Below are 14,201 nucleotides of genomic sequence, written 5' to 3'. Positions count from 1 at the left end.
CTCCTTAAGTCTTATTTTGCTTTTCTTTTATTATATATAAATATTATTATAAAGCTTACTAATATTCCTGCTACTAAACCTCCTATATGTGCTGCATTATCTATACTTTGTCCTGTAAATCCAATGTATACATTTAATAAAATAACAACAATAAGATTTGTTACAGCCCCTTTTGACATTCTTTTTCTATTTATAAATATAACACTTGCAAGAGCTCCTAAAAGTCCAAAAATTGCTCCTGATGCCCCAATAGACAATGTATTTGGAGCTATTATGCAACTTAATATATTAGCAGCTATACCTGATATAAAATAAATAATTAAATACTTAACTTTACCAAATATAACTTCAATCTGAGTGCCTAATATATACAATGAATACATATTAAATAATATATGGGTAATACCACCATGAAGAAACATTGCAGTTACAAGCCTCCAAGCTTCACCATGATAAATATTATATGCAAATTTTCCTCCCATAGAATATAAAGTCATTATATCAATATCAAAAAAATTACCAGCCTTAATTGCAGAAATTATATATAATAAAATATTCACTCCTATTAATATATATGTTACATATGTATTATGCCCATTGATATTTTTTTTATTATTTTTTTGAATATTATTTTGATTATTAATTTGAATAATTATATTGGCTATATTTACATAGGATTCATCAGCATATAATATATTATTTGTTATTGGATTTAAAATTATCCTATTAACTCTTACATTACCTGCATAATAATTATTGTTATAAAAATTATTATCCATACTATTTTCTGTTAAATAAACACTAAATAGATTATATTTAACACCTCTACTATTTAAAGTATTTACCACTACTTGCTCCTGATATTTATCATTTATATCAAAAAAGAAAGCAAAAGCAATACAAATATTATTTTGCATTTTAGTAGCACACCAAATAGTATTACTATTGGATTTTATTTCTTCTAAATTAAATCCTTCTCTATTAGATAAATAATTAAAAGTATTATTTCTATATTTTTCAAAAATATTTTCCACCATATCCTCCATTATATAAATTAAGGAGTCTGCAATTAACAAACTCCCTAAATATATATTATTTTATAATTCTTCTTCCATCATATCTAAAAGTTCATTAAATCTTTTTATTGTAGCTTCTATAGGCTTAGGAGTAGTCATATCAACTCCAGCCTCTTTTAATATATCAATTGGGTATAAACTACCGCCCCTCTTTAAGAAACCTTTATATTTTTCAACAGCACCTTCTTTTCCATCTAAAATAGAATTTGCAAAGGCTGTTGCTGCTGCATATCCAGTTGCATATTGATATACATAATAATCAGAATAGAAATGTGGAATTCTAGCCCATTCAATATCTATTTCTTCATCAACAATCATGTCTGGTCCAAAATACTTAACATTTAATTCATGCCACTTTTTATTAAAATCTGATGCTGTAAGTGCTTCACCTTCATTTAAGGCTTCATGAGTGTAAAGTTCAAATTCTGCAAACATTAATTGTCTAAAAACTGTAGTTCTAATTTGTTCTAATTCTTGATTAATTAAGTATAATTTTTTCTTTTTATCCTTTTCCTTTTCTATTTCATAATGAATAAGTAATGCTTCATTAGTTGTTGATGCAACCTCAGCACAAAATAGTGTATAGTTTGCATAAATATAGCTTTGATTTTTTCTTGAATAATAAGAATGAAGTGAATGACCCATTTCATGAACTAGTGTTGATATATCATTTAATTCATAATTGTAATTTAAAAGTACATAAGGCATAGTATCATATGACCCCCAGGAATATGCTCCACCCTTTTTACCTCTATTTTGATATATATCAATCCATCCTGAATTAATACCTTCATTAAATATATCTAAATATTCTTTACCTAAAGGTTTTAATGCTTCATTAGCTACCTTTACAGCTTCATCAAATTCTATATGCTCTTTTGGTATTTCTATTATAGGAACATATAAATCATACATATGCATATCTTTTAGTCCTAATAACTTCTTTTTAATATCAACATATCTATGAAGCGATTTTATATTGTCGTTTATTGTTTTTATTGCATTTTTGTATACTGATATAGGTATATTATTAGGTTCAAGAGAAGCCTCTAAAGGTCCTTTATAATTTCTAATATTAGCTCCAAAATTAAATGTTTTTACTGATGAACTTAATGTTGTAGCTATTGTGTTTTCAAACTTTTTATATTCACGAAATAATGTTTTAAAGGCATTTTTTCTAACATCTCTATCTTTACTTTTTATATATGTTGAATAATTTCCTTCTGTAATTTCTATTTCTTTGCCATTTTCATCTTTTATTTTACCAAAAGTCATATCAGCATTAGTAAGCATATTATACACACTTTCTGATGCACCTAAACAATCTGATGCTAGGGCTAATAATTCTTCCTTTTCCTTTGATAATACATGTGGCTTTTCCTTTAAAATAGTTTCAAGTAAAAACTTATATTCTTTAAAATTTTTATCATTTTTTATAAGGTCTTCTATAAATCCATCTTTAAGTGCTAATATTTCTGGTACAAAATATGCACTATAACTAGCATATTCTGCCATATAAGCATCTATTTTATTCATTCTAGCTTGATTTTCTTGATTTTGAGTATCCTCATCGCATTTCATATGAGCATATACATATAACTTTTCTGCTTCTCTTCCTAATTTTTCACTAAGTTTAAAATAACCTATAATGTTGTTTTTATCTGATAATTTTCCTGCAAAATTTAATAATGATGGTGCTTCTTTTTTTAAATCTTCAAAAGCTTTATCAAAATCACTTGAGTTTTTATATATTTTATCTAATTTCCATTTATATTTATCATCTATTTCTTCTCTTTTTTTCAATTCAGTCATAAAACTCCTCCTATTTATATTCTTCTTCTTTTCCCTTTATTGTTTCAAATACATTTTCCATTTCTTCATATATCATTTCAATAGCCTTATCTAAAATCTCCTTCATATCATTATGATCCTCTTTATATTGAAATTTTAATATAAATGTTGGATTATATTCATCCAAGTCTTCTTCTAATTTAAATCCAGCTTCATTAAATCTTTCTTCGTTAAATAAATCATAAATTGCTGAATACTCCCATTCCTCAACATCTTTACCTGTATCAAAGTAAAGATTTACTTCATTGTCAATAACATATAATTTTTTAACATGTAAAGCCTTTTCATCTACTTCAAAACTTCCAAGTTCTCTTTTTATAAATCCTGTTTCTTTATCCTTTTCCATTATTACTAAACTAGAAAAATCCATATATTCACCTTCTATTTATTATTTTAACTTGTTTTAATTATATTATAACAAACTTATTTAATTCATTGCACTTTTTTTCATTTTTAAGTGTGTTCTCAAATATTTGCTTCATTAAGCTTTATATTCTTTTATCACTTATACTTTGATTAATTAAGAATTCAGGATATTTTTGCTCCTTTCCTCAGAAAAATTTTGATTTTTAAAAAAAGCACTATAGCTTGCTAAAATAACAAACTATAATGCTTTAATCTTTTATTTATTACTATTTTCCATTAAAATCAAAGAAACCAAGACCATAAAGAGCTTTAATAAAACGTCTCATATAATCATCAGAAGTTACAGGCCAACGGAATCCCATTCTATAAAGCACTTGCATTGTATATTCATTGCTCTTTTTAACTGCAAATGTCTTTTGACCATGTGCCATATTTTGATAAGCAAGCATACTTGAAAGAATTTTTGCTTTTTCCGGATCTTGCTTTGCATCTTCAAGAGCTTGTTCATATTCTTCTTGTTCTGCTGCTACTGAATGTAATCCTATTTTATCCATTTCCATATATAAATCACCCATCATAAGCATATGGTTATTAAACGGATGGAATACAATACATTTCTTTGGTGTTTTAGCTAAAAGTAAAATTGCTTTAGCAACAAAATCTATTGGAGAAAGTTCAAATGGCATTTCTATCATATCATATGGATATTTCCCAATAATTACATTAGATTTTAATCTACCCATAAAAGTATTTGTAGTAAAGTTAATTTGATACTCACCATCACTATTTCTTGCAGCAAGTGTACCAACACGCATAATTTTTGCATTAAATCCTTTAGATACTTCTTCAAGAATTGCCCTTTCTGCTAAGAATTTAGAAAGAGTATATTTAGATCCTTGTTGTTGTCCAAAATAAAGTTGTGTTTCCTTAAGTTTAGTAACATCACCTTGCTTACCTACAAACATTCCACCTACACTCATGGTAGAAACATGAATAAGTCTAGCGTTAATTTGTTTACAGAAGTCTATTACATTTAATGTTCCATAAAGATTTACATCTTCAATATCAGTACCCTTTGAAAAATGCTTAACATTTGCTGCACAATTTATAACAGTATCAATATTAAACTCAAGGAATTTATCAAAAGATTCCCTAGATGTAATATCTCCATTTAAAATTAATACTCTATCACCATACTTTTCTTTTAAACTTTCCTCAAAATAGTAATAGAACATTGAGTTAAGCCTTACCTCAGCAGGATTATTCTTTTTGCTACGAAGAAGACAATAAACTTTTCCATTATATTTATTTAAAAGTTCATAAAGAATATGTATTCCAAGGAAACCTGCTGCACCTGTAAGAAGTACATCACCAATTTCTTGCATTTCTCCATTTTTAAAACTTTCAATATTATTATCAATTAATAAATTATTAATATTACTATAATCAAAACTACTTAAATCTTCAAAATCATCTTTGTCTTTTCCATTAGTTAAAAAGCTTGCTAATGCCATAGGTGTAGGATTTGCAAAAACATCTCCATATGAAATACCTATGTTATTCTTATTTGCTAAAATAATAACTCTTGTTACAGTTAAAGAACTACCACCTATATCAAAGAAATTATCATTTGCATAAACTGTATCAATTTCTAAGACTTTAGCAAAAATATCACAAAAGATTTTTTCAAATTTAGTTGATGGAGCAATACCATTACTATTTGCTGAACTTTCAGGTTCTGGCAAAAGCTTTGTATTAATTTTACCATTAGGTGTTAATGGCATTTCTGAAAGCTGAACAAATGCAGTAGGAACCATATATTCTGTAAGAGATTTTTTCAATTCATTTCTTATATAATCAGTATCAAGTTCTTTGTCAGCTACATAATAAGCACAAATTGCATCATTTCTATTTACCTTTCGTATAAGAACAGTTGAACTCTTTATTCCATCAATATTTGAAAGGCACTTTTCTATCTCTCCAAGTTCAATTCTTAATCCTCTTAACTTAACTTGATTATCTTTTCTACCTAGTATTACAACATCACCATCTTTAGTCCATTTAGCATAGTCACCAGAACGGTATGTTCTCTTTCCATTAAAATCAATAAATGCTTTGCTTGTCTGCTCAGGAAGCTTATTATAACCAAGTGCAACTCCATAACCAGAAATAAGAAGTTCTCCAATAACACCAATTGGAATTATATTGTCATCAGAATCTACTATATGTTCAATACAATTCATAATTGGTCTTCCTACAGATATTTCATTAGCATTAGTTAAATCTTTAGCATTTGAAGAAACTGTAATTTCAGTAGGTCCATAAGTATTAAGAATCTTTGCATTTGTTCTTGTACGTAAAAGTTCCAAAAGCTTATTTGGATATTTTTCACCACCACAAAGAACAACTTTGCATTTTTCTACTACTTCTACAAATTGGTCAAGTTCCATATACTGTAAAAGTCTTGATGGAGTACAATTTAATACATCTACATTGTTTTCTTTAAAAAATCTTGCAAGAGACATAGGATTAACTGTTTGTTCATCATCTGCAAAAACAAGTGTTAAGCCATTACATAATGAAGCTATTGTTTCTTTTAATGACATATCAAAAGCAATTGTTGTTACAGAACCATATGCCTTACAATTATCAACAACATATTTAACATAAATATTTGCATCACTATATGTAACAAAATTTGATATTCCTAAATGCCTAAGCATAACTCCCTTAGGTTTACCAGTAGAACCTGATGTGTAAATAAGATAAGCTAAATCCTCTGGTTTAACATCTACATTTGGTGTTTCTAAATTATTACCACTAAGAAGAACATTTACATCTATTGTTTTAGGATAAACATCAAGAAGTTCATCTTCTGTAACAACAAAATCTGCTTCACTATCTTCAATAATATTGTCTATTCTATCCTTTGGATAATCAGGACAAGTAGGAATAAAAGCTCCTCCAGCCTTAAGTATACCTAAAATTGTAGTAAAAACTTTAGATGTTCTTTTTAGAAGAACTACTACCTTACTGCCTTTTTTTAGCCCCCTTGCAATAAGTTCATTTGCAGTAATATTGGCAAGATTATCAAGTTCTTTATATGTAAGTGTTTTATCACATGCAACAAGTGCATTTTTATCAGGTGTCCTTTCTACTTGCTTTTCAAATTTTTTATGTAAAAGCTTAATTTCAACAGGAGCAATAAGTGATGTAGCAAAACTATCAAGTTCTTTAACTTGTTTATCATCAAGCATAGAAACTTTTCTGATTTTTTCATTTGGATTTTCAATAATATGCTTAGTTGTGTTAAAGACAGATTTTAAAAATGTCTGCATTAAATCTTTACTATAAAGAGCATCATTATATTTTATAACAATACAAGGTTCATTATTTACTCTTTCAATACAAATAGTTATTTTAAATTTTGCAGTGTCCATTGTTAAATAATCTCTTTCAACCTTGCTACCATCAATAATTAAATCATCTGTTACACCAAGTTGATATTCATATACTATATTAGGTGTATAACCAAATTTTGAACAAATTTTAGCATAAGGATAAATTTCATTTTCTATTGAACCTGCAAATACGTCCTTAGTCTTTTTAATAAATTCAAGTACTGAAGTGTCTTGAACCTCTATTCCTAATGGAAGTGTCTTTACAAACATACCAAAACAATTTCTAAGACGTATATCACTTCTACCATTACTAATTGTGCTTAAATAAACATTTCTGCTATTTATAAAACGTGAAACTGTATAAAAAGATCCTGCAAGGAAAAGCTGTGCTGGTGTAATATTATTCTCTGTGCAAAAGGCTTCAATTTTATCCATATTAAATGGCATTGAAATTTGTGCAAGGCTTCCATCTTCCATTTTTCCATTTAAATCATGTGGTATTTCTGACGCTGATTCAAAATCCTTAAGCATATCTTCAAAAAATTTCTCAGCTTTACTATATTCTTCACTTTTTTCAGCTTTTATTTCATCATCCACATAATCAAAATATGTATAATCCTCTGCTTCAATACTCTTTCCTTCATATACATCCTTTAATTGATTCATAAATACATTAAGTGAATAGCCATCAAAAATAATATGATGGAAATCCATGAAAAGATAAACATTGTTTTCAGTTTCCGCAACAATTATTCTAAAAAGCGGAGCTTTCATAAGATTATGCGGCTTAACAAATTCCTTTTTCATACTTTCAAGATTTTTTTCACTAACTTTCTTCACAGGAATCTCAATAGTTGGATCTTCAACATAAACCTGCTCTATATCATTGTTTTTCATTGTAAGATTTGTAAGTATATATGGATGCGCAAGTATAACCTTTTTTACACTTTCTGCTAGTTTATCTGCATCAACAGATTTTGAAAATGTTAAAATCGATGGAATATTATAAAGTGTTCCATATAAATTTTTCACATAATCAAAATATACTCCTAGTTGTGTCTTTGATAGAGGATATACAGACTTATGTTCCTTTTGTTTATTTTTTTCATTTTTAGTCATAGCGCTACTCATAATATATTCCTGTAATTCATTTTCTATAGATATAATAGAACAGCCTTTCATAAGTTTTTTAACATTAGGTTCAAATCCAAATTCTTTATAAATCTCTACTGCAAGTTTTATTATAGAAAGTGAGGTCATACCAGCAGACATAAGATTTTCAGAAATATTAAATTCATTATGTCCTATAACTTTTTCAACAATATTAAAAAGTTTCTTTTCCATAAATGTTAAAGGTTTTGATACAGTATTATCTTTTTCTTTTTTAGACATGTTAATTTTAGGAAGCTTTTTCTTATCAACCTTACCATTTACATTAAGTGGAATCTTATCAATTTGCATTGTAGCAGCCGGAACCATATAAGGTGGTTTTTTCTCAAGAATAAATTTGTTTAATTCATCAATATTTATAGTTTCATCTGATACTATATATGCAGCAACATATTTTCCTCCAGATGGATTATCTAAAGCTACAACTGTTGCATCTTTTATACCTTCATATTCACGTATAATTTCTTCAATTTCAGAAAGCTCAATTCTAAAGCCCCTTATCTTAACTTGAGAATCACGTCTTCCAACAAATTGCAAATTACCATCAGGTAAGTATCTTACTATATCTCCTGTATGATATACTCTTTCATAAAATTTCTCCTGTGTAAATGGATTAGCTGTAAAGACATTTTCAGTTTGATCTGGTCTATTAAGATAACCTCTTGATACTTGTTCTCCTGAAATCCATAATTCTCCTGGTGCTCCAGGTGGAAGCATCCTTCCATTTTTATCAACAACATAAAGTTTTGTATTACTTAGTGCTTTTCCAATAGGAATATCTTCATATTTTTTTGTAATATCTAATATTGTTGCAAATATCAAAGTTTCAGTAGGTCCATAAGCATTATTTATAACTACATCCTTAGGTAAATCAAAGTTAACAAGCTTTTCTCCTCCTACAATTATAGTTGAAAGAGTTTTAAATCCTCCCATAAGTGCAAATTGACGTCCTACTTGTGTTGTCATAAATGTATTTGTTATACCAATTTCATTATAATATTTTTTTAATGCAACAAGATCAAATCTCATATCCTCTGGTATAACTACAAGTGTTCCTCCTACTGTAAGAACAGGATATATGTCCATTACACTTGCATCAAATCCAAAACTTGCATAAGAAGTAGCTTTTGTCTTTTCTGAATATTCAAAATGTCTTGTAAACCAATTTGAAAATGCTGAAACATTTCTATGTTCAATCATACAACCCTTTGGTATTCCAGTAGAACCTGATGTATATAATAAAATAAACAAGTCTTCTGGTTTTGGATTATTTAATAATACATTTTTATTTTCAAGCTTGTCAATGTCCTTTGTAAGTAAAACAGGGCCATTATAATTAGGTATTAATGGTAATAATTCTTCATCTGCAATAAGAAGCTTTGCATTAGCATCTTTCATCATAAATTCAAGTCTTTCACTTGGATATGTAGGATCCAGTGGTTCATATGCAGCCCCTGATTTTAAAACTCCTAAAGAACATATTGGCATTTTTTCACTTTTATTAACTAATATAGACACAGCATCCTCTGCTTTTATACCAAATGATACAATATATTTTGCAAGTTTTTCTGTAATACTATCTAATTCCCTATATGTAATTTTCTTATTTTGGTAAATAACAGCAATATTTTCAGGTGTTTTATTTGCCTGTTCTCTAAATAAATCAATTATTGTTTTTTCTCTATTATAGGAATATTCTGTTTTATTGAATTTATCAATTACAGCTAATTGTTTACTATTTGCAATCTCAACTTCACAAAGCTTATCTTTTTCCATAAATTCTTCAAGAATATTTACATATGAATCTGCAAAAGAACGTATATTTTCTTCTTTATATAAATCGCTTCTATAATCAAATCTTATTTCAAAACCTTGTTCTGTTTTAAATATTCTAACATTTATCTTTGAAATTGAACTATTTAAAGGAAGTACTTCAAAATTAAACTTTACTCCATCTATTTCAAAATCAGAAAGTATGTCTGACTGATATGCAAACATAATGTCAGGTGAAATATCATAATCAGAAGTTAATTTTACAAGAGGGTATGAATCATTTTTTACAGTATCTTTTAAATTTTTCCTTACACTTAAAAGAAAATCTGCAATAGTACTTTCTTCATTAATATTTGTATAAAGCGGTAAAGTTTTAACTAACATACCAATTGTATTTTGTATACGACTATCAAATCTGCCATGAGATACTGCACAAACAACTGTTTCAAATTGATTAGAAAATTTTGCAACAGCATATTCATATGCACCAAGAAATAGGGTACTTGAAGTTACTCCAATTTTATTTACAAATTCTTTGACTTTTTTATATTCAAGTTTATCATTTAAAAAAATACTAAATTCTTTACTTGGCTTATTTTCATCATCACTATTTTCTAAAAAGTCCTCTATAATCTCAGATTTTAAATCAATTCCCTTAAAAATATTATCATAATATTCCTTAGACTCTTTATATTTTTCTGTGTTTTCAAGACGCTCCTCATAAAGAGCAATATCCATTTGTGTTACTTCTTCTTTTGGAAGTTCCTTGCCTTCATAAGCAAGTTTAATTTCTTTACATAATGTAGCATATGATGTTCCATCAAATATAATATGTTGGAAATCCATTATAAGCATGTATTCTTCTTCTGATTCAAAAATTACAAGCCTAAATAGTAAATCATTTTTAAGATCAAAAGGTTTTAAGAAATCCTTTTTTGCCTTTTCAAAATCATCTGTTTTAATAACAGGAACATCTACTTTAATGTTCTTTCTTAATTTCATCATAGGACTTCCTGTTGAATCATCAATATATGCTCTAAGTACCTCATGATTTAAGACAGATTTTTGAATTGCTAAAATCAATCTATCTACATTAATTTTTCCTTTTCTAAATTGGCAGCTACAAGGAGTATTATACATTGTACCTTGTGGATTTTGCACACAAGCTAGATAAATTCCCATCTGACTTGGTGTAAGTGGATACATTTCCCTCCTTTGGTTAATGCATTCTGTTAAAACATCTGAATAGTTCATTTTTTCCCCTCCTAAATTCTTATCATTATTCTATTAAATCCTAATACATTAGAATATTCTATATTTTTTGAAATAGCTCTAATAACCTTTATTTCTGAAAGAATATTATCTTCACTATGGCTTTCTAATATATCAAAAGGTTCTCCATTATCTCTAATAGAAATTACTACTTCATTATTATTTTCAATCATTATTCGAATATCTATATCAACTAGTTTTCTTTTATTTATATATGTACGCTCAGCTAAATCAGCGGAAATACCTTCAACAGCTACTGCTATTCTGTTTGCCTTATTTTTTTCAATATTATGACTTGTTAAAAATGACATTAAATATGAAGAAACACCTGATGCATTTTCTTTTGTAGCTTTAAATGAAAGTGAAACAATTTCATTATTGTCAGCAGCTTCAAGAAGATAAAAATCTTCATATTTTCCTTTAGACTTTTTCTTAATTATTAATGTAATTAAACTTATAGCTGCAAGAGTACCTACCTGAGCAACGCAAAGTGACATCCATACACCTGTTATTCCAAAAAACTTTGACAAAATTAATGTTGAAGGAATTAACATTACAATTCCATTAAGAACTGCAATAGTTGTAGATAATGCCTTTCTTTGAGTTGACATATAATAGTATAAAAGTAAAAATGAAAAAGCAAGAGCTGGAAATGATAATGCGTTTATACGAAGTGCAGGAATTGCATTTGCAATATCATTTTCTGAAGTAATTCCAAATAATCTTATAACAGGCTCTGGTGAAACCTCTATAAATATCATTATTACAATACTGGATATTGCAAGAATTTTAGCTGCTCTTCTAAAAGCATAACGTATTCCATCATGATCCTTTTCACCAAAACAAACTCCTATAATAGGTATCATAGTTTGTGATGCCCCTGTTATGAACATAGACATAAAAATCTGACTAGAAGAACATATAGAATATGATGCCATAGCATCTCTACCTCCAATACTTTGGATAGTGCTATTTAAGAAAAGCATTTTTATAGTTATAAGAAGAGTACCTAGAGCACCTGATAAACCTACTGTAATAAGACTTATAAAAATATTTAAAAAATCTTTTGGCATTTTTAATATAGAAAAATCAAAATAAATAGTACTTTTTTTGAAAATAAAATGCGTAATCATTATAATAAATCCTACTGCATAACCAGTAACAGTTGCTATTGATGAACCTTCTATATTCATATTAAATACCTTCATATATACAAAATCCATTATTAAATTTACTATATTTACTATTATAATTATATTTGAAGCAAATCTTGGTCTATTGTCTGCTCTTATAAAATAAATAGAACAAAGAAGTAGTAAATTAAGTGGTGTTCCTATTATAAATGGTATGTAATATTTATATAGAAGAGAATGAAGAACACTGTCATTAGTTAATAGTGAACATATTTCATCTGCTAAAGAAAGCTGAACTGCAATAAGTATAATACAAATTAAAATAACTGATATAAAAGCTGTAGTAAAAACACGATTAGCTTGTTTATTATCATTTTTACCCTTTGCAATTGAAATAATACTTGATGCTCCAAGTCCAAACATAATTGTAAGTGAAAAGTAAAGCTGTGATATTGGCGATAAAAGATTTATAGCTGACAATGCATTTTTTCCTAATATATTTCCAGCTATCATTGCATCAACTATCATTGATATATTTGTAGCCATAGCTGTAAGTACAGTTGGTAGGAAATATTCTGAATATTTTCTGTTAATAGTAATAGAATTTCTTTTTAATAATAACTCACTCATATAATACCTCACTAAATAAAATTTATTTTATGCCTGTTCTATTTCAAGATAATCATCCATTCCTACCATAGTAAAAAGTTCTTTTATAACATTATTTGCATTTATAATCTTAAGTTTTCCACCATTCTTTATTATCTTCTTGTTAAGCATTAAAATAACACGCAAACCAGCACTAGCAACATACTCAAGTTCTTTCATATTTATTGTTATATTTCTAATTTCATCAAAAGATATACTTTTAATTTTTTCCTCAAATTTTTGCGAAGTCATAGTATCTAATCTACCTATTAATGAAATTATAAGATTATCATTCTTCATATTAACTTTTATTTCCACAATAATCCCCCATATTTTAAATATTTAGAATAATTGTAACAAAAATAATATATTTATTCAATTATTGAATTTTCTTTTATCCTTTCATTAACAATTTCTCGAATAATTGAATAAATAACTGAAAAAAGTGGTATAAACAAAATCATGCCAAGTACTCCCATTACACTACCACCTACTGTTACTGCAACTAATACCCATATTGATGGAAGTCCCACAGAATTTCCCACCACATGAGGATATATAAAATTTCCTTCTATCTGTTGAAGTACTAAAAATAATATAATAAACCATAATGCTTGAATTGGATTAACCATTACAATTAAAAATGCACCAAGTATACATCCTATAAAAGCTCCAAATATAGGAATTAATGCTGTAATGGCTATAAGTACTCCTATTAAAAGTGCATAAGGCATTCTAAAAATAGTCATTGATATAAAAAATAATATTCCAAGTATCATTGCTTCTATAACTTGGCCAGATAGAAAATTAGAAAATGTTTCATTACACATTTTGCATATTTTTAAAATTCTTTCTACTATTTTTCTATTAAAAAATGAATAAAGAATTTTTTTTATTTGAAGTGCTAATTTTTCTTTTTGCATTAAAATATATATTGCAAATATAAATCCAATAAAAAAGTTAATTACTGTTCCAATTATTGAAGATACCACTCCAAAGGTTGAATTAAAAAAGCTCCCTGCACCATTCTTTATAAAATTTAATACATTCTTTTGAATTTCATACCAATCAATATCAATACTATTTATATAATCTTGAATTTCTGTACCTTCTATTCCTAAATTATTAAGAAATCTTTGAAGATTATTTATATAACTTGGCATATTATCCTTTAATATTGTAAATGTCTTTACCACTTGTGGAATAATTAAAAAAACAGCTATAAGAATAACTGCAAAAATTGATAAAATTGTTATTGCTAATGATATACTCCTTTTAAATTTTTCAATTCTTTTTAATTTTTTGCATTCAGTTATTTTTCTTTCAAAGAAAACCATAGGCACATTTAGTATAAATGCAATAATTCCACCAATTAAAAAAGGCGCAACTATACTTGCTATTATTGAGAATCTGTCTCTTATACACATCTCCGAGCCCACGAGACAACAGTAGCAATCTCGGTTGGCGGGTGGGGGGTGGGTACCGGGGGGGGGGGGGGGGGGGGGGGGGGG

The 14,201-nt window shown here is 27.6% G+C and carries 7 protein-coding genes; all 7 read right to left on the bottom strand.

Annotated features, from left to right (window positions below):
- Positions 1 to 11: 11 nt before the first annotated feature.
- Positions 12 to 1,034 carry a rhomboid family intramembrane serine protease gene (locus ACTNAO_RS07870; protein ID WP_441046120.1) on the bottom strand — a complete coding sequence of 341 codons (1,023 nt, stop codon included), beginning with the start codon at positions 1,032 to 1,034 and terminating at the stop codon, positions 12 to 14.
- A gap of 63 nt (positions 1,035 to 1,097) precedes the next feature.
- Positions 1,098 to 2,888, bottom strand: a complete 1,791-nt coding sequence (gene pepF / locus ACTNAO_RS07865; RefSeq protein ID WP_441027873.1) for an oligoendopeptidase F — start codon at positions 2,886 to 2,888, stop codon at positions 1,098 to 1,100.
- A gap of 10 nt (positions 2,889 to 2,898) precedes the next feature.
- A complete protein-coding gene (locus ACTNAO_RS07860) occupies positions 2,899 to 3,297 on the bottom strand; it encodes a DUF6762 family protein (RefSeq protein ID WP_441027872.1) in 399 nt (132 codons plus the stop codon).
- 262 nt (positions 3,298 to 3,559) lie between these two features.
- Positions 3,560 to 10,891 (bottom strand): amino acid adenylation domain-containing protein, encoded by a 7,332-nt coding sequence (locus ACTNAO_RS07855; RefSeq protein ID WP_441027871.1) that lies wholly within the window; start codon positions 10,889 to 10,891, stop codon positions 3,560 to 3,562.
- A gap of 11 nt (positions 10,892 to 10,902) precedes the next feature.
- Positions 10,903 to 12,672 (bottom strand): MATE family efflux transporter, encoded by a 1,770-nt coding sequence (locus ACTNAO_RS07850; protein WP_441027870.1) that lies wholly within the window; start codon positions 12,670 to 12,672, stop codon positions 10,903 to 10,905.
- Between the two features lie 27 nt (positions 12,673 to 12,699).
- Positions 12,700 to 13,008, bottom strand: a complete 309-nt coding sequence (locus tag ACTNAO_RS07845) for an STAS domain-containing protein (protein WP_441027869.1) — start codon at positions 13,006 to 13,008, stop codon at positions 12,700 to 12,702.
- Between the two features lie 53 nt (positions 13,009 to 13,061).
- Positions 13,062 to 14,117: an AI-2E family transporter gene (locus tag ACTNAO_RS07840; RefSeq protein ID WP_441048065.1), complete on the bottom strand. Its 1,056-nt coding sequence runs from the start codon at positions 14,115 to 14,117 to the stop codon at positions 13,062 to 13,064.
- Positions 14,118 to 14,201 lie beyond the last annotated feature (84 nt).

The sequence above is a fragment of the Clostridium sp. HCP1S3_C6 genome (assembly GCF_052066735.1).
Classification (GTDB): domain Bacteria; phylum Bacillota; class Clostridia; order Clostridiales; family Clostridiaceae; genus Clostridium.
The sequence above is the reverse complement of the archived record's forward strand: the minus strand, read 5'-3'. Positions and strand labels throughout refer to the sequence as shown.